The sequence below is a fragment of the Pseudomonas putida group bacterium ESBL64 genome (assembly GCF_045277175.1).
Taxonomy (GTDB): domain Bacteria; phylum Pseudomonadota; class Gammaproteobacteria; order Pseudomonadales; family Pseudomonadaceae; genus Aquipseudomonas; species Aquipseudomonas alloputida.
Genome location: NZ_CP145799.1, coordinates 1,682,816 through 1,704,721, shown reverse-complemented (window position 1 = coordinate 1,704,721; position 21,906 = coordinate 1,682,816). Strand labels below are relative to the sequence as shown.

24 protein-coding genes are annotated in these 21,906 nt (G+C 63.7%); 8 read left to right on the top strand and 16 right to left on the bottom strand.

What is annotated here, in order from left to right; translation table 11 throughout:
- The first annotated feature begins 66 nt into the window (after positions 1 to 66).
- Positions 67 to 1,422, top strand: coding sequence for a glutathione-disulfide reductase (gorA, locus tag V6093_RS07715; RefSeq protein ID WP_265980449.1), 1,356 nt, complete (start codon positions 67 to 69; stop codon positions 1,420 to 1,422).
- 134 nt (positions 1,423 to 1,556) lie between these two features.
- Here the strand turns inward: gorA and V6093_RS07710 are convergent, their stop codons facing one another.
- The 6 genes from V6093_RS07710 to ribBA form a co-directional block, all read right to left on the bottom strand.
- Positions 1,557 to 2,864, bottom strand: a complete 1,308-nt coding sequence (locus tag V6093_RS07710) for a substrate-binding domain-containing protein (protein ID WP_047603490.1) — start codon at positions 2,862 to 2,864, stop codon at positions 1,557 to 1,559.
- A gap of 155 nt (positions 2,865 to 3,019) precedes the next feature.
- Positions 3,020 to 4,168 carry an ABC transporter ATP-binding protein gene (locus V6093_RS07705; protein WP_004576591.1) on the bottom strand — a complete coding sequence of 383 codons (1,149 nt, stop codon included), beginning with the start codon at positions 4,166 to 4,168 and terminating at the stop codon, positions 3,020 to 3,022.
- A gap of 17 nt (positions 4,169 to 4,185) precedes the next feature.
- Entirely contained in the window at positions 4,186 to 4,992 is an 807-nt protein-coding gene (locus V6093_RS07700; protein WP_003256236.1) for an ABC transporter permease, read from the bottom strand.
- A 6-nt stretch (positions 4,993 to 4,998) separates the two neighbouring features.
- On the bottom strand, positions 4,999 to 5,916 hold the full coding sequence (locus V6093_RS07695; RefSeq protein WP_014590488.1) for an ABC transporter permease: 918 nt from the start codon (positions 5,914 to 5,916) through the stop codon (positions 4,999 to 5,001).
- Positions 5,913 to 6,938 (bottom strand): polyamine ABC transporter substrate-binding protein, encoded by a 1,026-nt coding sequence (locus V6093_RS07690; RefSeq protein ID WP_014859208.1) that lies wholly within the window; start codon positions 6,936 to 6,938, stop codon positions 5,913 to 5,915. The genes V6093_RS07695 and V6093_RS07690 overlap by 4 nt, the downstream gene beginning before the upstream one ends.
- 330 nt (positions 6,939 to 7,268) lie before the next feature.
- A complete protein-coding gene (ribBA, locus tag V6093_RS07685) occupies positions 7,269 to 8,390 on the bottom strand; it encodes a bifunctional 3,4-dihydroxy-2-butanone-4-phosphate synthase/GTP cyclohydrolase II (RefSeq protein ID WP_003256231.1) in 1,122 nt (373 codons plus the stop codon).
- A 78-nt stretch (positions 8,391 to 8,468) separates the two neighbouring features.
- Between ribBA and V6093_RS07680 the strand changes: the two genes are divergently transcribed.
- Positions 8,469 to 8,762, top strand: coding sequence for a DUF1330 domain-containing protein (locus V6093_RS07680; RefSeq protein WP_047603492.1), 294 nt, complete (start codon positions 8,469 to 8,471; stop codon positions 8,760 to 8,762).
- A gap of 85 nt (positions 8,763 to 8,847) precedes the next feature.
- Here the strand turns inward: V6093_RS07680 and V6093_RS07675 are convergent, their stop codons facing one another.
- The gene (locus V6093_RS07675; protein WP_047603494.1) at positions 8,848 to 9,867 is read right to left on the bottom strand and encodes an alpha/beta hydrolase; all 1,020 of its coding nucleotides are present in this window, start codon (positions 9,865 to 9,867) and stop codon (positions 8,848 to 8,850) included.
- Positions 9,868 to 10,013: 146 nt separating this feature from the next.
- Here V6093_RS07675 and V6093_RS07670 point away from each other — a divergent pair, with 146 nt between their 5' ends.
- The 6 genes from V6093_RS07670 to V6093_RS07645 all read left to right on the top strand — a co-directional run bounded on the left by V6093_RS07670 (position 10,014) and on the right by V6093_RS07645 (position 14,086).
- Positions 10,014 to 10,898, top strand: a complete 885-nt coding sequence (locus V6093_RS07670; protein ID WP_003256226.1) for a LysR family transcriptional regulator — start codon at positions 10,014 to 10,016, stop codon at positions 10,896 to 10,898.
- A 26-nt stretch (positions 10,899 to 10,924) separates the two neighbouring features.
- A complete protein-coding gene (locus tag V6093_RS07665; protein ID WP_003256224.1) occupies positions 10,925 to 11,326 on the top strand; it encodes a hypothetical protein in 402 nt (133 codons plus the stop codon).
- A 134-nt stretch (positions 11,327 to 11,460) separates the two neighbouring features.
- Positions 11,461 to 11,682, top strand: coding sequence for an MbtH family protein (locus tag V6093_RS07660; protein ID WP_003256222.1), 222 nt, complete (start codon positions 11,461 to 11,463; stop codon positions 11,680 to 11,682).
- Positions 11,679 to 12,398: a thioesterase II family protein gene (locus V6093_RS07655; RefSeq protein ID WP_010954637.1), complete on the top strand. Its 720-nt coding sequence runs from the start codon at positions 11,679 to 11,681 to the stop codon at positions 12,396 to 12,398. Before V6093_RS07660 ends, V6093_RS07655 begins: the two co-directional genes overlap by 4 nt.
- Positions 12,399 to 12,455: 57 nt before the next feature.
- Entirely contained in the window at positions 12,456 to 13,007 is a 552-nt protein-coding gene (locus tag V6093_RS07650; RefSeq protein ID WP_003256219.1) for an isochorismatase family protein, read from the top strand.
- A 26-nt stretch (positions 13,008 to 13,033) separates the two neighbouring features.
- Positions 13,034 to 14,086, top strand: a complete 1,053-nt coding sequence (locus tag V6093_RS07645; RefSeq protein WP_265977820.1) for a DUF1615 domain-containing protein — start codon at positions 13,034 to 13,036, stop codon at positions 14,084 to 14,086.
- A gap of 224 nt (positions 14,087 to 14,310) precedes the next feature.
- Here the strand turns inward: V6093_RS07645 and V6093_RS07640 are convergent, their stop codons facing one another.
- The 9 genes from V6093_RS07640 to V6093_RS07600 all read right to left on the bottom strand — a co-directional run bounded on the left by V6093_RS07640 (position 14,311) and on the right by V6093_RS07600 (position 21,856).
- Complete coding sequence (locus V6093_RS07640) at positions 14,311 to 15,174, bottom strand: metal ABC transporter solute-binding protein, Zn/Mn family (RefSeq protein WP_108079239.1); 864 nt, start codon at positions 15,172 to 15,174, stop codon at positions 14,311 to 14,313.
- Positions 15,171 to 16,070, bottom strand: coding sequence for a metal ABC transporter permease (locus tag V6093_RS07635; RefSeq protein ID WP_003256215.1), 900 nt, complete (start codon positions 16,068 to 16,070; stop codon positions 15,171 to 15,173). Before V6093_RS07635 ends, V6093_RS07640 begins: the two co-directional genes overlap by 4 nt.
- Entirely contained in the window at positions 16,070 to 16,816 is a 747-nt protein-coding gene (locus V6093_RS07630) for a metal ABC transporter ATP-binding protein (protein WP_019751012.1), read from the bottom strand. Before V6093_RS07630 ends, V6093_RS07635 begins: the two co-directional genes overlap by 1 nt.
- Positions 16,813 to 17,715 (bottom strand): metal ABC transporter substrate-binding protein, encoded by a 903-nt coding sequence (locus V6093_RS07625; protein WP_003256213.1) that lies wholly within the window; start codon positions 17,713 to 17,715, stop codon positions 16,813 to 16,815. Before V6093_RS07625 ends, V6093_RS07630 begins: the two co-directional genes overlap by 4 nt.
- Positions 17,716 to 17,731: 16 nt before the next feature.
- Positions 17,732 to 18,301, bottom strand: coding sequence for a DUF6162 family protein (locus tag V6093_RS07620; RefSeq protein WP_144000227.1), 570 nt, complete (start codon positions 18,299 to 18,301; stop codon positions 17,732 to 17,734).
- Positions 18,298 to 18,618 carry a hypothetical protein gene (locus V6093_RS07615; protein WP_003256211.1) on the bottom strand — a complete coding sequence of 107 codons (321 nt, stop codon included), beginning with the start codon at positions 18,616 to 18,618 and terminating at the stop codon, positions 18,298 to 18,300. The genes V6093_RS07620 and V6093_RS07615 overlap by 4 nt, the downstream gene beginning before the upstream one ends.
- Positions 18,615 to 19,154 (bottom strand): hypothetical protein, encoded by a 540-nt coding sequence (locus V6093_RS07610; RefSeq protein WP_014859351.1) that lies wholly within the window; start codon positions 19,152 to 19,154, stop codon positions 18,615 to 18,617. The genes V6093_RS07615 and V6093_RS07610 overlap by 4 nt, the downstream gene beginning before the upstream one ends.
- On the bottom strand, positions 19,151 to 20,344 hold the full coding sequence (locus V6093_RS07605) for a PepSY domain-containing protein (protein ID WP_265977816.1): 1,194 nt from the start codon (positions 20,342 to 20,344) through the stop codon (positions 19,151 to 19,153). Before V6093_RS07605 ends, V6093_RS07610 begins: the two co-directional genes overlap by 4 nt.
- 177 nt (positions 20,345 to 20,521) lie before the next feature.
- Complete coding sequence (locus tag V6093_RS07600) at positions 20,522 to 21,856, bottom strand: lysine N(6)-hydroxylase/L-ornithine N(5)-oxygenase family protein (protein ID WP_003256208.1); 1,335 nt, start codon at positions 21,854 to 21,856, stop codon at positions 20,522 to 20,524.
- Positions 21,857 to 21,906: the final 50 nt, after the last annotated feature.

Genomic DNA, 21,906 nt, shown 5'->3' with positions numbered 1-21,906 from the left:
GGATGGCTTTTTTGTTTGCGGCGGCCAACGGCGGTATGCTGGACGCCTGCCTGGGAGAGTGAATACATGGCCTTCGATTTTGATCTGTTCGTGATTGGCGCCGGGTCCGGTGGTGTGCGCGCAGCGCGTTTTGCTGCCGGTTTTGGTGCAAAAGTGGCAGTGGCTGAAAGCCGCTACCTGGGGGGGACCTGCGTCAACGTCGGTTGTGTGCCGAAAAAACTGCTGGTATACGGCGCGCACGTTGCCGACGAGCTGGAGCAAGCCGCGGGTTTCGGCTGGACGTTGGAAGAGGGGCATTTCGACTGGGGCACCCTGATTGCCAACAAGAATCGGGAAATCGAGCGCCTTAACGGCATCTACCGTAACCTGCTGGTCAACACCGGGGTGACCCTGTTGCAGGGCCACGCGCGTCTGACGGGTGCCAACGAAGTGGAAGTGGACGGTCAGCGCTACACCGCCGAGCATATCCTCATCGCTACCGGAGGCTGGCCGCAGGTACCGGACATCCCCGGCAAGGAACTGGCCATCACCTCCAACGAAGCCTTCTACCTCAAGGACTTGCCGCGCCGCGTGCTGGTGGTGGGTGGGGGTTATATCGCCGTCGAATTCGCCGGCATCTTCCAAGGCCTGGGGGCCGACACCACACTGCTGTACCGTGGCGACCTGTTCCTGCGCGGCTTCGATGGCTCGGTGCGCACCCACCTGAAGGAAGAGCTGGAAAAACGCGGCCTCGACCTGCAGTTCAACGCCGACATCCAGCGCATCGACAAGCTTGAAGATGGCCGCCTGAAAGCCACGCTCAAGGACGGCCGCGAGCTGGTCGCCGATTGTGTGTTCTATGCCACTGGCCGGCGCCCGATGCTGGACAATCTGGGCCTGGAGAACACCGGCGTCGAGCTGGATGCGCGCGGCTACATCCGGGTTGATGAGCAGTACCAGACCACCGCGCCCTCGATTCTCGCCATTGGTGATGTCATCGGCCGTGTGCAGTTGACCCCAGTGGCCTTGGCTGAAGGCATGGCCGTGGCGCGGCGCTTGTTCAAACCCGAGCAATACCGCCCGGTGGATTACCAGAACATCCCCACTGCGGTGTTCAGCCAGCCACCCATCGGTACCGTAGGCTTGACCGAAGAGCAGGCGCTGGAGGCCGGGCACAAGGTGCAGGTATTCGAAAGCCGCTTCCGGGCCATGAAGCTGACCCTGACCGACATTCAGGAAAAGACCCTGATGAAGTTGGTGGTCGATGCCGAGACCGACAAGGTGCTGGGCTGCCACATGGTCGGTCCTGACGCTGGCGAGATCATTCAAGGCCTGGGCATTGCACTTAAAGCCGGTGCGACCAAGCAGCAGTTCGACGAAACCATCGGCGTGCACCCGACGGCGGCCGAAGAGTTCGTGACCATGCGCACCGTCACCCGCTGATGACGTGGAGCCTGCTCTACAGCCTGTAGACGCAGCCTTGTGCTGCGACGAGGTCCTTGCTGACACCGGAATGTTTCTGTCATTCGGGCCTCGTTGCAGCACAAGGCTGCTTCAGAGGTGTGTACAAGGCCGGATCAATACACCCACACCTCGACCCGCCGGTTGCGCAGCCGGCCTTGCTCCTGTTCATTGCCGGCCACTGGCAATTCATCGCCCATCCCGGTCACCTGCAGCACCTCCACGCCACCACGCGCCAGTTCGCGGCGCACTGCTTGCGCACGCAGGCGGGAGAGCAGGGCTGCGCGCCCGGGCGTTTCCTTGGGGTCGCCGAACCCCACCAGCACTGCCTTGCCCTGCAGCTTCCCGGCCTGGCGCAGGTACTCTGCCACCCGCTGCACATCGCGCAAGGCCTTGTTGTCCAGCCTGGCGCTTCCTTCCTGGAAGCGGAAGTTCACACTCAGCCGCTGCGCCTGCAGGGTCAGGATGCGATAGCGCGGTGGCATGTCGCTTTGGGGGGCGACAGACAGGGCCTTGATCTGCTGCGAAACGAAACCCTGCTGGGCGATGATCGCCTGGCCGGCCGGGCTCTGAGCGAAATCGACCAGGGCCTTGGCCTGGGGCTTGGGGTTGGCCGGCAGGTAAAAGTACAGGCGCCGTGAGAGCGGGTAGTCCTCGCTGGCCACACGTGCACGCTCTGGCAGCATGGCCGGCGCGTCGCCTTCGGCCACCGCCAGCACCTTGGCCCCGTGTACGGCGGCCAGGCTGCTGAAACCGATGGCCTGGCGGTCGGTACCCACGCGTTGCGCCAGTTCGTCGCTGGACTCGAAGCGCCTGGCCTTGGCCGAAAGTTCGCCGTGCTGAGGTTCCAGCACCAGCGCCTTGAAGGTCTCGAAAGTGCCGGAACGGTCGTCACGGGCATACAGATGAATGGCCCCGCCAGGTATGCCCAGTTGTTCCCAGCGCTGGATCTGCCCGGAGAAAATCTGCGCCAGTTGCCGGGTGTCCAGTTGGGGTATTGGGTTGTCGGGGTGGACGATGATCGCGACGCCGTCGAGGCCGATCACTTGTTCTGCGCCGGCTGCGCGCAGGTCGCCCAGCGCCTGCAACTGGCGCACTTCACTGTCGTTGATCGGTCGCGAGGCGGCGGCCAGGTCAGCCTCGCCACGGCCCAGCGCGACAAAGCCTGTGCTTGAACCGTGGGCGGCAATGTCGATGCGCAAGGGCTGACCATGCACGTCGCGGGCGGTAATCACCCGCTCGTTGGCGACCTTGCCTGGCTGTTGTGCGATGGCGGTGGCCTGCTGCGCGCGCAATTGCCCCTGCACCAGCGCCGGCATCAAGGCCGCGCCGATGGTGTTGGAGCCTTGGACACGCAGATGCAGGGGCTCAGACAAGGTCGCTAGTGGAAGCAAGGTGAGCAGCAAGACAAGCAGGCGGAGCATGCCGGGTGGCCTATGGCACAGTGTTGGCCGGCAGATTACGACAGTGGCGTGATGATAATGTGACGGGGGCGTACACCTTCCAGCGTGCAGCGCCTGCCAGATCGTGCGCCGCGCGGGCGACGCTCGATCTGGCAGGCGCTGCAACGCTGAAGACGTTAATGTGCCCCGGCCGACTTGCTCAGGTCGCTCTCGGCCCATTCGGTATAAATGCAGGCGTCGGCCACTGCCCAACGCACCTTCACGCTGTCGCCCGGCTGCATCGGCATGCCCGCGGCCGACAGGGCCTTCACCGTCAGCTCGGTACCCCCTGCAGTCACCACATGACAGGTCTGGCTTTCACCCAGGAACAGCACTTCGCCCACCTTGGCACTGACCTCGTTCCAGCCTGCCGGCAATGGCTCGCGCGCCGCTTGTTCGGCGGTCAGGGCCAGGGCTTTTTCCGGACGCACCATGATCAGCGCATCCTGCTCGGCGGCCAGGCCTGGGGTGAGGCGGATGGCCACTGGTTGGCCCTCGAAGCTGCCTGCGCCATTGCTGCTGGCCTTGATCCGCAGGAAGTTGGAGTTGCCCAGGAACGACGCAACAAAGGCATTCGGCGGATTCTGGTACAAGTCGTACCCGGTGCCCAGGCCGACGATCTTGCCGTGGCTGAAGATGGCGATGCGCTGCGACAGGCGCATGGCCTCTTCCTGGTCGTGGGTCACGTAGACAATGGTAATGCCCAGGCGGCGGTGCAACTGGCGCAGTTCGTCCTGCAGGTCTTCACGCAGCTTCTTGTCCAGCGCGCCGAGCGGCTCGTCCATCAGCAGGATACGCGGCTCGTACACAAGCGCCCGGGCGATCGCCACGCGCTGCTGCTGGCCGCCCGACATTTGCGAGGGTTTGCGGTGCGCGAACGGCTCCAGTTGCACCAGCTTGAGCATGGCGTCGACGCGCTTTGCGGTTTCGGCAGCGCCGAGTTTGCGAATGGCCAGTGGGAAGGCGATGTTGTCACGCACATTCAGGTGCGGGAACAGCGAATAGCGCTGGAACACCATGCCGATGTCACGCTTGTGCGGCGGCACGTTGACCAGCGACTGGCCGTCGACCAGGATCTCGCCGCTGCTGGGTGTTTCGAAGCCGGCCAGCATCGACAGGGTGGTGGACTTGCCCGAGCCGCTGGAACCGAGGAAGGTCAGGAACTCGCCGTCCTGGATCTCCAGGTCGAGGTTGTCCACGGCGGTGAAGTCGCCGTAGTGCTTGTTCAGGCCGCGCAGGCTGACCAGGGTTTTGCCGTGCGCGTTGTCTTTGATCACTGCACTCATTGTTGTTTTCTCCGCGCTCAGGCGTTTTCGGTGCGCCGGCGCAAGGCGGCGGCAATGAACATGACCAGCAACGACAGGCCGATCAGCAAGGTCGAAGCCACGGCGATGACCGGGCTAAGGTCCTGGCGCAAGGTGGTCCACATCTTCACTGGCAGGGTCTGCAGGTCGGGGCTGGCCATCATCACGCTCAGCACCACTTCATCCCAGGACACCAGGAAAGCGAACAGGCCACCGGCGATCATGCCGGGGCGGATGGCCGGGAACGTGACCTTGAAAATGGCCTGCAGGCGTGATGCACCGCAGATCACCGCAGCATCTTCGATCGACTGGTCGAACAGCTTCAGCGAGTTGATGATCGAGATGATCGTGAACGGCAGGGCGACGATCACGTGGCTGACCACGAAGGCGAACAGCGTGCCGGTGTAACCTAGCTTGAGGAACAGTGCGTATACCGCCACGGCAATGATCACCAGCGGCACGATCATCGGCATGGTAAACAGCCCGTACAGCAGCTCGCGGCCCGGGAAGCGGCCACGCACCAGGGCGAATGCGCTGGGCAGGCCCAGCAACACGGCGGCGATGGTGGTCAGCACGGCCACTTTCAGGCTGGCCAGTGCGGCGTCCATCCACTCCGGGTTGGAGAAGAACTGGCCGTACCACTTGAAGGTCCAGCCCGGTGGCGGGAACACCAGCCACTGTGACGAGCCGAATGACAGCAACACAATGAAGACCACCGGCAGCAGCAGGAAGGCCGCGATGACCCCGGTGGTCAGGTACAGGCCCGTACGCAGCGGGCGGCCCATGGCATTGGGAGACAGGAGCATGGCGGTTTACCTCGCGTTGCCAACCGGGGATTCCGGCTGCAGCTTCAGGTACAGGTAGAAGAGCACCAGGGTGATCGCCACCAGCAGTGCGGCAGCGGCGCTGGCCAGGCCCCAGTTGAGGAACGACTGCACCTGCTGGATGATGAATTCAGGCAGCATCATGTTCTGCGCGCCCCCCAGCAGCGCCGGGGTGACGTAGTAACCGAGCGACATCACGAACACCATCAGCGCCCCGGAGAACAGCCCCGAGCGGCACAGCGGCAGGAACACCTTCCAGAAGTTGGTCCACGGGCTGGCACCACAGATCGAACCTGCCTGCAGCACCATCGGGTCGATGGCGTGCATGGTCGCCTGCAGTGGCAGCACGATGAACGGGATCATGATGTAGCTCATGCCGATTACCACGCCGGTGAGGTTGTGCACCATTTCCAGCGGGGCATCGATGATGCCCATGGCCATCAACGCCTTGTTGATCACGCCCGAGCTCTGCAGCAGCACCAGCCACGAGTAGGTGCGCGCCAGCAGACTGGTCCACATCGACAGCAGCACGATGTTCAGCAGCCAGCGGCCCCACCCCTTGGGCACCAGGGTGATCGCCCAGGCCAGCGGGAAGCCCAGCAGCACGCTGATCAGGGTAACCACGCCGGCCACCGAGAAGGTGTTGAACAGCACCCGTGCATAGGCCGAGTTGGCAAACAGCTGCTCGTAGTTACCTAGCCCCGGGGTGGGTTCCAGCACCCCGCGCAGCAGCAGGCCGACCAGCGGGGCGAAGAAGAACACGCCAAGGAACAGCAGGGCGGGCAGCAGGTTGCGGCTGCCTTTCCAGCGCTGGCTCAGGCTTGCGCGGCGCGGGGCGGTGCCCGGGGCGCCAGCACCCGTGGGGGTGCCTTGCGCATTGTGCAGGGCGTTGATGGCGACTTTCATTTGACCAACCACTCATTCCAGCGCGCGGCGATGGCTTGACCGTTCTTGGCCCAGTAGGCGAAGTCGAGGGTGACCTGGTCCTGGGCGTAAGCAGTCGGCAGGTTTGGCGCGAGGTCCTTGTCCAGCTTGGCCACGCTGTCGACGTTGACCGGCGCATAGGCGGTTTTGTTGGCGAATTCGGCCTGGCCTTCGGCGCTGCTGGCGTTGGCCAGGAATTTCATGGCCGCTTCCTTGTTCTTGGCGCCTTTGGGGATGACCAGGAAGTCGGCCATGACCAGGTTCTGCTTCCAGCTCACACCCACCGGTGCACCGTCTTGCTGCAGGGCGTAGACACGGCCATTCCAGAACTGGCCGAGCGAGGCTTCACCTGAGGCCAGCAACTGCTGTGACTGGGCGCCACCGCCCCACCAGACGATGTCTTTCTTGATGGTGTCGAGCTTCTTGAAGGCGCGGTCCAGGTCCAGCGGGTACAGCTTGTCAGGGGCTACGCCGTCGGCCAGCAGGGCCAGTTCCAGCACGCCGGGGCTGGGCCATTTGTACAGGGCTCGCTTGCCGGGGTAGGCCTTGGTGTCGAACAGCGCGGTCCAGTCCAGCGGCTTGTTGGCCCCGAGCTTGCCTTCGTTGTAGCCGAGCACGAAGGAGAAGAAGAATGAGCCGACGCCATGGTCGGAGACGAAGCGTGGGTCGATCTTGTCGCGCTTGATCTGGTTGAAGTCGAGGGGTTCGAGCAGGCCTTCGCTGGCGGCACGCAGGGCAAAGTCGGCCTCGACGTCGACCACGTCCCACTGCACGTTTCCGCTCTCGACCATGGCCTTGAGCTTGCCGTAGTCGGTGGGACCGTCCTGCACGACCTTGATGTTCGTGGCTTTGGTGAACGGTACTGCCCACGCTTCTTTCTGGGCGTCCTGGGTCGTACCGCCCCAGCTGACGAAGTTGAGGCTGTCGGCGGCCTGGGCGGCCTGACATGCCAGGGTCAGCAGGCTGGCGGACAGCACTGCGGTTACACGTTTGCTTAACAGCATGGTTACGCCCTCGTTGCTTTTGTTATTCGAGGCGGGGCTTGTGGTGCGCCCGCCAATAATGTTCGGGGAGCAGCTAAAACAAAGTGTTCTGATGGCCGTTTTTAATTGTAGGTGCCGGCCTGCAGGTTTAAGGTCTACGGGATATCATATTATGGTATTCCAAGATTTTGGCAAGAGGTATGAGGCGACCGGCCATCACTCCGCCCTGTCAAAAGCACCAAGGGCCCTGTAGGCGCGGGTTTACCCGCGAATGCGTCGGTGGTGTCACCCTCGCATTCGCGGGTAAACCCGCGCCTACAGGGCCCCGCTAAATCAATTGCTTGTGTGTTCTCAGCCATCCATCCCCGGGTCGAACGGGATGCTCTGCACCACCTCCAGCTCATAGCCCGCCAGCCCCGCGTATTTCAGCGGTGGCCCCAGGTGACGCAGCTTGCCCACGCCAAGGTCCTGCAGAATTTGCGCCCCGGTACCCACTTCGGAATACACCTTGGACTGGCCACGTTGATAGGGCCGCACAGGGTGGGTCAGTTGTGGCACACGCTCAAGCAAGGCCTGGGAGGATTCGTGGTTGGCCAGGATCACCACCACGCCAGTACCTTCCTCAGCCACCTTCTGCAGCGCCGCCCACAGCGTCCAGTTGGCGGGGCCGGCGTACTCGGCACCCACCAGGTCGCGCAGCGGGTCAATCACATGCACCCGCACCAGGGTCGGCTGTTCGCGGCGAATGTCGCCCATGACCATGGCCATGTGCACGCCACCTTCGATGCGGTCTTCATACGTGACCAGGCGGAAGGTGCCATGCACGGTCGGTAGCTCGCGCTCGCCGATGCGCTTGATGGTCTGCTCGGTGCTCAGGCGGTAGTGGATCAGGTCGGCGATGGTGCCAATCTTGATGCCATGCCGGGCGGCGAACACTTCCAGGTCAGGGCGACGGGCCATGGTGCCGTCGTCGTTCAGCACTTCAACGATGACCGAGGCCGGGCTGAAGCCGGCCAGGCGTGCCAGGTCGCAGCCGGCTTCGGTGTGGCCGGCACGGGTCAGCACGCCGCCTTCGCGTGCCCGCAGGGGGAAAATGTGGCCAGGTTGTACCACGTCTTCGGGGCGGGCGTTGGGGGCCATGGCCGCTGCCACGGTGCGTGCCCGGTCAGCGGCGGAAATGCCGGTGGTGACCCCGGTGGCCGCCTCGATCGACACGGTGAACGCGGTGCTGAACACGCTACCGTTGGCCGGAACCATCTGCTCCAGGCCCAGGCGCTGGCAGTGATCGTCGGTCAAGGTCAGGCAGATCAGCCCGCGCGCCTCGCGGGCCATGAAGTTGATGGCCTGGGCGTCGCAGCGCTCGGCGGCGATCAACAGGTCGCCTTCGTTTTCCCGGTCCTCGTCATCCACCAGCAGGACCATCTTGCCTTGCCGGTAGTCCTCGAGAAGTTCCTCGATGGTGTTGAAAGCCATGGTGCACGCTCACTGTGGTGGGGTGAATTTTATGGTATACCATCATACACAAATATCGCCGTAACAGGAGAGCTGCACATGAAGGCCTACTGGATCGCCCATGTGGACGTGACCGACCCCGAGCAGTACCAGCAATACACCCAGCGCGCCCCGGCTGCCTTCAAGGCATTCGGCGGGCGCTTCCTGGCCCGTGGCGGGCGCAGCGAGGCGATGGAAGGGAGGGCTACGCCTCAGCGTAGTGTGGTGATCGAGTTCGATTCCTACGAGCAGGCGTTGGCGTGTTATCGGTCCGAGCTGTATCAGCGGGCTTGCAGCCATCGGCAAGGTGTGGCGAAGGCTGAGGTGATCATTGTTGAAGGTTGGGAGGCCTGAGCAATAACCTGACGCCAGGTTCTTGCTGGCCCCGACGCATAAAACAGGAATGCCCGCCTGGGCGGGCACTTTTGTGATTCTCCCGTTACTGCAAGTGTACCTTCAACTCTCCAGCTGCCTGACGCATCGCCGCCTTCACCGCCGGCACCTGGCTCAATGGATTGAGCAGACCGTAGTCATGGATCATCCCGTTGTAGCGCACCGAGGTAACGGTCACGCCAGCAGCATTGAGCTTGCGGGCATAAGCCTCGCCTTCATCCCGCAACACATCGAACTCAGCCGTTTGCACCAGCGCTGGCGGCAAGCCCTTGAGCTGTTCACTGCTGGCCCGCAGCGGCGAGGCGTAGATCTGCGCCCGCGCCTTTGCATCAACGGTGTAGTTGTTCCAGAACCACTTCATCATCCCGGTGGTCAGGAAGTGTCCTTCGGCAAACTGCTTGTACGATGCTGTCTCGAAGCTGGCATCGGTCACCGGCCACAGCAGCAACTGGAAGCGCAGGGCAGGGGTACCGGCCTCTTTGGCCTTGAGTGCAACCACCGCCGCCATGTTACCGCCAACGCTGTTGCCGGCTACAGCCAGGCGCTTGCCATCCACGCCGATCTCCTTGCCATGCTCGGCCACCCAGCGAGTCGCGGCGTACGCCTGGTTGATCGCCGTCGGGTAGTGCGCTTCCGGTGACGGGGTGTAGTCCACATAGACCGCCACCGCACCCGAGCCGACCACCAGGTCGCGGATCAGTCGTTGGTGGGTCGGGAAGTCGCCCAGCACCCAGCCGCCGCCGTGGAAGAACATGAACACCGGCAGATCACCTTTGACGTTAGTCGGGCGTACCACTTGCAGCTTGATCGACTGGCCATTGGCCTGAATCGTGCGTTCCTTCACTTCGATCCCCGAGAGGTCGACCTTTACCGAGGCCTGGGCGCCGGTCAGTACCGCGCGGGCGTCGTTTGGTGTGAGCTGTTCCAGCGGCTTGCCACCCCCTTTCTCCAGGGCTTCGAGGAAGGCCTGGGTGTGTTGTTCGACACCAGGGCTGCCTGCGGCGAAGGCACTGGAAACGGACAGGGCCAGGAGGGAGGCGGTGAGGGCTTTGTGGACAATGTTCATGAGCGAATCCTTTTCTGTGCAAGTGTTGGTAGTGGGCGTCTTGCCTGGCCTGAGGGGCCATCGCTGCGACTTGTGCGTAGATTAGGCAGATGCACTCGTGGGAAAAAGCCGCTATAAAGTGTTTGACTGTCAGCAAGAGCGAGACAATGAACCCTTACGAAGACATGCGGATCTTTGCCCAGGTGATGGAGGCCGGTAGTTTCACCGCTGCCGCCGACCGTCTGGGCATGTCCAAGCAATCGGTCAGCCGGCGTCTGATGCAGCTTGAAGAGCGCCTGGGCGTGCGCCTGCTCAACCGCTCCACCCGGCGCCTCGATGCCACGCCACTGGGGCAGCACTACTACCAGTCGGCCCTGCGCCTGCTGGGTGAAGTGCAGCAGGTCGAACACGACATCAGCGGCCAGGCCCAGGTCCTGCGCGGCACCTTGCGCCTCAGCGCGCCGCTGTCGTTTGCCATGGCGCACCTGGGTTGCCTGCTGACCGAGTTTCTGCAGTTGCACCCCCAGGTTGATGTAGAAGTAGACCTGAGCGACCGCGCCGTCGACCTGATTGGTGAAGGCTATGACCTGGCGCTGCGGATTGGTGCACTGGAGGACTCCAGCCTGATTGCCCGGCGTATCGCCAGTGTCGAGCGGGTCTACTGTGCGAGCCCGGCGTATTTGCAAGCACGAGGAGTGCCGGAAAAACCGGATGAGCTCGCCGCGCATGATTGTCTGCCCTATGGGCATTCGCGGCAGGTGCAGTGGCAATTCCACAAAGGTGGCAAAACCCAGGCAATTCAGGTGACCGGGCGCATGCGTGCGAACAATGGCGAGTTGCTGCGGGGGGCTGCGATTGCCGGGATGGGGGTCACTTACCTGCCGACCTTTATCGTTGGGCAGGCGTTGGCGGAGGGGCAACTGGTGACGGTTCTGGATGAGTGGCGCCCGCCCGCGCTGCAGCTCTCGGCGGTGTATCCGCAGCACCGGCAGGTGGCGCGGCCGGTGCAGGGTTTTGTCAGCTTCCTGCGTACGCGGCTGGCGCAGCTCTGACGGTCGGTACAGGCTATGCTTGCCCTATGAGTACGCCCGTTCCTTTACGCCAACCTTGCCCCCCTGGCGCCTGCGTCTGCGGCCGCGAGCAATTGGCCGACCATCCGCAGGCTGCCCAGCGCATCCTCTTGCTGACCCGGCAGGAAGAAAAACGCCTGCTCGAACGCCTGGAAAACCTGAGGGACCTGGAAGACCTTCAACGTCTGCAGCAGCGCCTGTACGAAAACCTCGGCATCCGCGTGCACATCGCCCCCGGTTACAACGAGGTACGGACCATGCGCGGCATCGTCATCGAGCTGGACGAGCAACCCGGGCTGTGTCGCAAGACCCGGCAGTCTATCCCGGCGGCAATCCGGCGCGGGCTGGAGCGTAATCCGCAGGTTGCGTTTCGGTTGCTCGATACGCATGACCTGTTGCGTGATACCTGAGCGTTGATACCAGCACCGGTCGCTCCCACACAGGGGCGCGTCAGTTCCGTTAATTTTTACAACGCTTGCTACGTCTACTTGAAAGCCACCCTGCGCCAGGCGCGCAGCGGCATCATCATTTAAGGAGACAGGCAATGACTTCCGTTTTCGACCGCGACGATATCCAGTTCCAGGTAGTGGTCAACCACGAAGAGCAATATTCGATCTGGCCCGACTACAAAGCCATCCCCAACGGCTGGCGAGCCGTGGGCAAAAGCGGCCTGAAGAAGGACTGCCTGGCCTACATCGATGAAGTCTGGACCGACATGCGCCCGCTGAGCCTGCGCCAGAAAATGGCCGAAGCTGCCGCCCAGTGACCGTGCTGAACCTGCTGTGCCTGCCGTACTCCGGGGCCAGCGCCATGGTCTACAGCCGCTGGCGGCGCAAGCTGCCGGCATGGTTGCAGGTACGCCCGGTAGAGTTGCCTGGGCGGGGGGCGCGCATGGCCGAGTCGCTGCACACCGACATGCAAGTGCTGGCTCGGCAACTGGCCAGCGAGCAGCGACTGGCGGCAAGCGCTCCTTATGCGCTGCTCGGCCACAGCCTGGGCGCTCTGCTGGCCTTCGAGCTGGCCCATGAGCTGCAGGCATTGGGCTGCCCGGCGCCGCTGGCCTTGTTCGCCTGCGGCACCGCGGCACCTACCCGGCGTGAGGACTACGACGGCAACAACTGGCGCGAGCCCAAGAGCGACGCCGAGCTGATCAGCGAGTTGCGCGCGCTGCAAGGTACGCCTGAGGAAGTGCTGGCCAACGCTGAGCTTATGAGCCTGACCTTGCCGACCTTGCGCGCCGATTTTCTGTTGTGCGGCACTTACACCTACCGGCAGCGACCGGCGTTGCAGTGCCCACTGCATGTACTGGGTGGCGTGGAAGACCGGGCCAGCGATGAGCAACTGCGGGCATGGCGCAGTGAAACCCAAGGCGCGTTCTCGCTGCAGATGTTCCCAGGTGGCCATTTCTTCATCCATGAGCAGGAAGACCGTGTGCTCGCTGCGCTGACCGCGTCGCTGCAACCGCTTCGGCTGTCCGCCTGATTGACGTCACCGCTTGCCTGGGGGAGGCTAGGGTTTTTCCCAGGCAAGAGGCAGACAATGCTGATCGATCCACTCAAGGCCACGCTGCTGGTCGTCGACATCCAGGAAAAACTGATCGGTGCCATGAGCGACCCCGAAGGCACTCGGGCACGGGCCCGCTGGTTGCTGGCGGCGACTGCCGAGCTTGCGCTGCCGACGGTGATTTCCGAGCAGTACCCCAAAGGCCTGGGCCATACCCTGGCCGAACTGCTGGCCGCAGCGCCGGCAGCCGAAGTGGTGGAAAAAAGTCACTTTTCCTGCGTGGCTGCCGAGTGCCTGCCGGCCAGTTTGATGGCGCGCGAGCAGGTGATCGTCTGCGGCATGGAAACCCATGTTTGTGTGCTGCAGACTGTGCTCGGCCTGCTGGCGCTGGGCAAGCAAGTATTCGTGGTCGAGGATGCCTGCGACAGCCGCACCCCGGCCAGCAAGGCCGCAGGCCTGGCGCGCATGCGTGCCGCCGGTGCGCAGGTAGTGACCCGCGAGATGGTGCTGTTCGAATTGATGGGCAGTGCCGGGCACCCGCAGTTCCGCCACATCAGCAAAACCTATCTGGTCGGTGAACAGCCCTGAACGGCCGGTTACTGGCCATTGCGGTGATGGCCCTGGCGCTGTTGCAAGGCTGTGCCGGGCGCCGGGAAGAAGCGCCCGAAGCAGCCCCGGCCAAAATCCGTGCGCAGCTCCTGCGGCTGTTACCCGCCCAGGTCAAGGACCGCGAGGGTTGGGCCAACGATATCCAGGCAGCCTTCGAAGCCCAGCGCATAGCGCCCAGTAAAAGTAACCTGTGCGCAGTGCTGGCGGTGACCGAACAGGAGTCGACCTTCACTGCGGACCCGCAGGTGCCCAACCTTGGGCGTATCGCCCGCCAGGAGATCGACCGCCGCGCTGCGCGTCTGCATATTCCCAAACTGCTGGTCGACGGTGCGCTGAAGACGCCGTCGGGCAACGGCAAGAGCTACCAGCAGCGGTTGCAGACGGTGCGCAGCGAAAAGCAGTTGAGCGAACTGTACGACGAAGTCGTTGCTCGCGTGCCGCTGGGCAAGACCTTGCTGGGCGGGCTGAATCCGGTGCACACCGGCGGGCCGATGCAAGTCAGCATCGATTTTGCCGAAAAGCATGCGAGGGATTACCCCTACAGCCATGAAGGCACGATTCGCCAGGAAGTGTTCAGCCGGCGCGGCGGCATGTACTTCGGTATTGCCCACCTGTTGGGCTACCCGGCCAACTACGAGCGCCAGCTTTACCGTTTCGCCGATTTCAACGCAGGCTGGTACGCCAGCCGCAATGCGGCATTCCAGGCGGCATTGAGCAAGGTCACGGGGGTGAAGTTGGCACTGGACGGCGACCTGGTGGCGCCGGGGGCGATCATGCCGGGGACGACTGAACTGGCCGCGCGTAAGCTGGGGGTGAAGCTGGGGCTGCGTAACCCGCAGATCCGAAGCCAGCTGGAGGAGGCCGACAGCCTGGCGTTCGAGGACAGCAAGCTGTACAGCGGGGTGTTCGCCCTGGCGGATGCCAAAGCCGGCAAAACGGTGCCCCGCGCAGTGTTGCCGGGCATCGAGCTGAAGAGCCCGAAGATTACCCGCAAGCTGACCACGGCCTGGTTTGCCGGGCGGGTGGATGAGCGCTATCAGCGGTGCATGAAGCGTTAGCCTGGCAGCAACCGCGATCCTTGAGCGGGTTTACCCGCGAATACGGTGGTGGCGGCAACGGTGATCGGCGGGTGGAACTTGGCCAGCAGGGCCGGCCTCTTCGCGGGTAAACCCGCTCCTACACGACGGCCTGCGCCCAACCACCGACGCGTGTCCAATGTAGGAGCGGGCTTGCCCGCGAACACGGGCGAAGCCCGTGCCATCCACCGCGCGGGCCTGTCCGATCAGCGCCCGCCCAATGCCCCAACCACTTGGTCAACGCTGGCTTTGAGCCCCGCAATCGCATCTTCAGGGTCACTCTCCACCACCACCAGCTTGGCCCCGGCCGCCTTGATCACCTCGGCCACTGCCGCTTCAGGCTGACGATGGTCCAGCACCAGCGCCACGTCCTGCGCCTTCAGGTTCTCCCCCAGCGCCTTGAGGGCTGCCGCATCCCATTCGGCCGGCAGTGGCTGCTCGACCGCATCCAGGTTCAACCCGTTGACCAGATACCCCAGCCGCTCCGACAGGCTCACCACCGTCAGGTTGTCGACTTTGGCCAACCGCGTCTGGCTGCTGGCCGAAAGCTCCAGCAATTGGCGTTTGAGCCCTGCCAGGTTGCCCTGGATCTTTGCCTTGTCGTCCGGCGCCAGGCGCTCCAGGTCATTGGCCACCACGTCGGCCATGCGCCCGAGGTTGGTCGGGTTGAGCCAGGGGTAAGCACCATAGGCATCGTCACCGTTCACCGCAATGCCCGGCAGTGCGCCATCCACCGGTCGCGCGGCATCGATCTCGACAATGCGGATATTGCTGCGTCGGGCCATCGGGTACAGCGGGTCGTCACGCCAGATCGAACGCACCCCGATCACCGCATCTGCCTGCTGGGCGGCCTTGTGCAGGCCTGCGCCACCACGCCCGCTGAAATACGACGGTTGGCGGCTGGCAGGCAGGTTGGCCGGTGCTGCCTGCTGAAGCCGCACCGCAGTGCCGTCGAGCAGGGCGCTGGCCAGGCTGTGGGTGATGGGCAGGGTCGTCAGCACTTGCGTGGCGAAAGACAGGGACGGCAGGCCGGCCAGTGCCAGCGCCAGGGTCAGGTGTTTGAAGTTCATGCCGGGTTTCCTTGCAGGCGGGGAACGAGGGCGCGGGCCAGGGCGGCCAGGGCAAAGCAGATGCCGGCGACCAGGATGATCGCGGCCCCTGACGGCACCGGCAGGTCGAAAACGATCGGCAGCAAAATACCGAGCAGGGTACTGATGGTGGCAATCAGCACCGACAGGAAGAAAAAACCCTTGAGCGACTGACTGACCAGGCGAGCGGCGGCGGCCGGGATGACCAGCAGCGCACCGACCAGGATGGCCCCGATCACCTTCACCGCAGCCACGGTCACCAACGTCACCAGCACCACGAACAGATAGTCCAGGGTCTTCACCGCTACCCCGCGCACAGCCGCCAGCTGCGGGTTGAAACTGGCCAGCATGATGCGGTTGTACAGCGGCAGCGCCAAGGCCAGCACCAGCGCCGCGACGATGCCCAGCACGAGCAAGTCCTGGGCGCTAACGGTCAGCACCGAGCCGAACAGCACGTTCTCGAGGATGTGCACGTTGATCTTGCCTGCCAGCATCAGCAGCAGGCTGGCGCCCAGCGCCAGCGACACCGACAGGAACACGCCAATCAGTGTGTCCGGCGACAGCCCGGTACGGTTGCGCAGGAAGTTGAGCAGGATGCCGAACAGCAGGCAGTAGCCGAACAGGCTGCCGTACGGGCCGGTATAGGGCTCACCCAGCAGGATACCGATGGCCACGCCGGTCAGCGCCGCATGGCCGACCGCTTCGGAGAAGAAGGCAAAGCGCTTGACCACCACCAAGGTACCCAGGCCGCCCAACACCGGGCCGATCATCAGGCCGGCCAACAGGGCGTTGACCACGAAGCCGTAGGCCAGCGCCTCGGGCAGATAGCCGGCAGTGGCCCAGTCCTGGACCGTTTGGCGAAAGATTTCAAAACTCATCAGGCAAGGCTCTCGCTACGCGGGTGAACGGAGAACAGACCGAGCAGACGCTCCGGAGTCAGGGCCTGGGCAGGCGGCGCATCGAACAGCACCTGGCGGTTCAGGCCTGTTACCCGGTCCGCCAGACGCAACACGGCTTCCAGGTCATGCTCGATCCACAGAACGGTAGTGCCGGCCTGGCGCCAGCCCTGCAATAACTGTTCGAACACCTGGATTCCGGCTTCATCGAGGGCCGACATCGGTTCGTCCAGCACCAGCAACTGCGGCTCTGGGATCAGGCCTTGGGCCAGCAGCACGCGCTGGCGCTCACCCCCGGACAGTGCACCCATGCGCCGCGTGCGCTTGTCGAGCATGCCAACCTGAACCAAGGCTGCATCAATGGCTGGCTTCACGCGCCGCGACAGGCCGAGGAAGGCCGGGCGGCGCTGGCACATGGCGGCCATGAAGTCGTCCACGGTCATGGGCAGGCCGCGGTCGAACTCCAGTGCCTGCGGCACGTAGCCAATCACTTCGCGCTCACCAGGCCAATGCAAGGTCAGCTGGCCCTGGTGTGGCATCTGCCCGAGCAGGGTCTTGATCAACGAGCTCTTGCCGCCGCCGTTGGGGCCGACGATGGCGTGCACGCTGCCTGCTGCCACGCTGAAACTGACCTGTTCGAGGATGCGCGTACGCCCCAAGGTCAGGTCGATGCCAGTGAACTCGATGCGCGGCCCGCAGGCTGTCACCCGCTTGGCGGCAGCGGTCATGCGCGGTTCTCCTGAATGGCGCGGACCACGGTGTCCAGGTTGCGCTTCATTTCCACCTCGTACTTGTCCTTGGTGTAATCGCCGTAGGAGATATGCGTCAACGGATACAGGCGTACGCCGGACTCACGCTGAATGGTTTCGACATAGGCCGACGGGAAGTCCATTTCCGAGAAGATCACCCGCACGTCCAGTGCCTTGAGCTGGTCGATGGTTTTTTTCAGCTGCGCCGGGCTGGGCTCGATGCCATGGGCCGGCTCGACGACGGCGGTCACCTCCAGACCGAAGTCGCGCACCAGGTAGTCATAGGCAGCATGGATGGTGGCGACCCGGAACGTTGCGCCAGGGGCTTCGGTGACCTTGGCCAGGGCCTCGGCACGCAGGGCGCGCAGGCGCTTGGCGTAGGCACGGGCGTTTTGCGTGTACAACTTGGCGTTGTCCGGGTCGAGCTTGCCCAGTTCACGGGCGATGTTGTTCACCTGGGCGATGGTGGTGCTGATCGACAGAAAGGTGTGCGGGTTGACCACCTTGCCGGCACCGCGCGCGGCGATGCCAGTGGCCGCCAGCAGCGGCACGTTCTGATTGGCTTCGATAGTGGCAATGTCGGGTTTTTCGCTGGTGGCGATCATGCGGTCTGCGAAATCGTCATGGCCAACACCGTTGAGCACCACCACGTCCAGCGTGCCGATGCGCTTGATGTCCTCGGCCCGCGGCTCGTAGGCGTGCGGGTTGAAGCCCGCCGGAATCAGGGGAACCACCTCGGCCTTGTCGCCGACAATATTGCTCACGTAGCTGTAGTAGGGGTGCAGGGTGATGCCGATTCGCAGCGGCTTGCTGTTATCGGCCAGGGCCATTGCCGGCAGGGCAAGGGACAGGAGCAGGGCGAGGGCGGAGCGAAACATGGGCGGGTCCTTGGGTTCAGTGACGGTGTTCGCGGGTGACCCCGGCGTCGTAGTGGCTGACCACCTGTTGCCAGCCAGCCGCGATCAGGGCGGCCTGGCCGAGGTCGTCCGGGATCACGGCGGCGCTGTCGCGGCGCAGCCAGATATCGGCTTGGCCTGTGCTGTCGGGGGGCAGGATCAGCAGCAGGCTACCGGCCACTTCCGGGGCCTGGCTGCGGCCCAGGTAGGCGCCGGGTTCCAGCCATGACCATTGGTGGCTGCCACGGCTTTGGCTGCCGGCATCGACCACGAACGGCGGCAGGCCTTCTTCGGCCAGGGCCTTTACGCTGGGCGGGACGGCGTTTTCTTCGCGCAGGAGCTGGATCTCGTCGAAGGCTACCCGCAGGTCGGTGTAAAGGCCTTGCTCGGCGGCGGTGAGGTCGCGGCGGGCGTCGATCTGGTGGCTGGCGATGGCCTGTTCGTCCTCGCGCTCACCGCGCAGCAGCACCACGCTGGCGGCGAGCACCACGATCAGCAAGCTTGCCAGCAGCACGTACAGGGTTTCGTGCCCGGCACCGGCCGGGCGAATGACGTGGGCGCGGCTCATGGCTGGGCGATATCGGCGTAGTCCACTTCCACCACGTGCCCGGGGCCAGCATCGAACAGCACGTAGAATTCGCCGTCCGGGCGTTTGAAGGTCAGCGTCGAGTCGTCGCCAAGCTTGCCGCCGACCAGCACCTGTTCGTCATAACCGATCACGTCCAGGGTCACTCCGGGGGCACCGCTGCCGTCCGAGAAACCGCCGGTGCACTTGACCTGGCCGCTGGCCAGTTCTTCGCATTCGCACATCGGGTTGTGCGCCAGCGCAGGGCCGGCGACCAGTACCAGCAAGGGCAGCGCCAGGGTGCGCATCCGGTGATTCATTTGTTTTCTCCTTGTTTCTCGAGCCATGCCACAGTGGCTGGCGATGCCTTGGCCAGGGGGATCGACGCCTGGTGCATGCTGCCGTCCCAGCCTTCCAGGGTGATCCAGATGTGCGCGTCGGGTTTGGTACGCGGCGGAATCGGCAACGAGGTGCCCATGTTGTAAGGTGCACCGAAGAAAATGGTGCCGGCGGCGCGCAGGCTTCTTGGCTTGCCGATGCGCAGGTAGGCTGCCTTGACGTTTTTTATGCAGGCCTTGCACAGCGATGCATTGAACGATTTGAAGTAGCCGGCGGGGCCGTCGGCGCGTGGCGCCTCGTCACGCAGTTCCGCAAGGTCGAGGCTGTAAGGGCCGACCTGGATGTCACTGATCACGTTGGCGCCAAGGCCGGCGTCGCCGCGGAACAGCCTGGCGTCGGCGAAGTACTTGGGCATGAAGCCCAGCGGGATCAGGATCAGCAGGATGTTCAGGTGAAAACGCCACTTCAGCCAAAGCTGCTTCAGCGGGCTGGCGGGCAGGGCCTGGGCCTGGCTCATGAATGGATCTCCACGGTGGTTTCACTGTGAGCTGCACGCGGAGCGCGCTCGCTGCGCTTGAGGGCCGCGGCGGTGGCCTGGGCGGTGCGCTTGGCCCAGATCAGCAGGCCGCTGAGCACCATCAGGGTGAGGATCAGGCCGAAGAAGAACCACACCAGCTTGATCGGCAAACCGCCAAAGTCGCCGGTGTGCAGCGGGCGCATGGACTCGGTGACGAACTCCAGGGCCGAACGGTCGCTGATCAGGAACTGGCTGTCGACATTGCGTGTGTACGGATTGACCGACGCACTCTGAAACATCAACGGGTACCAGCCCGGGCCAGACAGCATGACGTGGCTGTAGGCAGTGGCGGGGAGCGAGATGGAGGTCACTTCCAGCCCCGGGATCGCCAGACCGGCAAGGCGTGCCGCCTCATCCAGGTCGATGCGCGAGGCGGGGCTGCCATCTGGCGTTTGTGGCACTTCCTCACGGGCGATCACCGGCACGATGGGCTGGCTGGAAAGGGTGATGTGGTTGTCAGACAGGATCGCCTGGATCAGGAACCAGGTGCCGGTGACGGAAATGACCGCAATGAACCAGATTGACCACACCCCGGACAGACGGTGCAGGTCACCCCAGAAAATTCGCGAACCATGGCCGGTACGCACGGGTTTGAAAAAGCCTTTCCAGAACTTCTTGTAAACCACCAGGCCGGTGACCAGCGAGGCCAGCATCGGCAGGCCGAGCAGCGAGACCAGGTACCAGCCCCAGCTGAAACCGTTGGTGAACGGCACCAGCCACCAGCCGTGCAGGGCGCGGGTGAAGGCTTCGAAGTTGAAGTCCGGGGTCTTGCCCTGAATGGTTCCGGTGTAGGGGTTTACATACAGCGTCGGGCGGGTGCCGTCAGGCAGGGTGACATTGGCTTTCACCGCGAAGTGCGAACCATCTGGCTGGCTCAGGCGCTCCACCACCATGTCCGGCTCGGCCTTGTTCAAGGCCTCCAGTACCTGCTGAAAGCTCATGCGCTCGGTGTCCGCGTCTGGCTTGTTGGCGCGCACAGCCGAATCGGCGAGCCAGACGATTTCCTGGCTGACCACGGCGAGCATGCCGGTGAAGCAGACGATCAGGACAAAGAACCAGATCGGCAAGGCGAGCCAGCTGTGGACCAGGAACCACAGCTTGGATTTGGATTTTTTCGGTGATTGGGCCATCAGACGGTCTTCTGCTATGGGTGGTCGAGCGTGTGCCAACCAAAGAGTGCTGTACTGATAAGGACGAATGAGAATCGAAAACCTGCAGGTTAAAATGAAAGCAAATGTTTCAAAGCACAAACACCGGACTGCGCACGAGGCACCAGTCCGGCCTTGATGGCTGGTTGTAGAGAGGGGTCAGGCGCGGGTCAGTGCCACGGCTGCTTGGGGCTTTTCGTGCAACTGCTCCAAGTCCTGGTACAGCGCTCGGCCAATTTCCGCAGCGCGTGCCGGCAGGACCGAAAGCAGGGTGTCACTCAGGCCGTGGCTGTTTTCGCAGAAGCCCTGCAGGTACACCGAGGCTTGCAGGTCCGGGCTGGCCAGTACGCGGTAGTTGCGGTCGACGCTGAAGTCCTCCAGGTAATCGGCCAGCGGCGCGAGCAATTCACGGTGCGAGCGGCGCTCGTAACCGGTGGCGAGGATAACGGCATCGTAGCGGTGGGTTTGCTGCTGGCCGGTGGCGAGGTCGCGCAGGGTCAGTTCCAGGCCTTCGCGGGTGGCCACCACCGCTTCCACCTGGCGCCGGCACAGCACGTTGTGGCGGTGCTGATGGGCAACCTTCTGCCGGTAGAGGATGCCGTAGATGCGCTCGATCAGGTTGAGGTCGACCACCGAGTAGTTGGTGTTGTGGTATTCGCCCAGCAGTTTGCTGCGCTGTTCGGCCGGTTCGTTGTAGACCAGGTCGGTATAGTCGGGCGAGAAGATCTCGTTGACGAAGGGGCTGTCGTCGGCGGGCTTGAGGGCCGAGCCGCGCAGAATCATGTCGACCTTGACTGACGGGTAGCTGTCGTTGAGGTCGATGAACGCCTCGGCGGCGCTCTGGCCTGAGCCGATCACGGCAATGCGCATGGGTTTGCCAGCCGTGCACGGCAGTTTGGTCAGGCTGCTCAGGTACTGCGAGTGGTGGAAGACTCGCGGGTCATCCTTGAAGGCGCCGAAGTTTTCCGGGATTTTCGGCGTGCCACCGCTGCCCACCACCACTGAGCGGGTGGCGCGGCTGTATTCGCGGCCTTGTTTGTCACGCGTGATCACGCAGAGGTGTTGGACCCGGCCTGCATGCATGTGCGGTTCGATGCGCAACACTTCCTGCCCATACACCGCCTGGGAGGCGAAATGCTCGGCGGCCCAGCGCAGGTAGTCGTTGTACTCCAGGCGGCAGGGGTAAAAGGTGCCGAGGTTGATGAAGTCGGCCAGGCGCTGCTTCTGGTGCAGGTAGTTGACGAAGCTGTAAGGGCTGGTTGGGGTACGCAGCGACACCAGGTCCTTGAGGAACGAGATCTGCAACTCACTCTGGGTAGCCAAGGTCTCGCCGTGCCAGTGGTAGTCTTGCTGCTTGTCGATGAACAGTGCGTCGAGTGCATGGCCCCGGGATTCGGCGAGTTCTTCCAGGGCGATGGCCAAGGCCAGGTTGGAGGGGCCGAAGCCCACGCCGATCATGTCTTTGATGGTTTCCTGCTGTGAGGACTGGCTCATGGCTGCGATTCCCTGAATGGTCGAATATGGACGCCCGCCGGGGCTCCGGC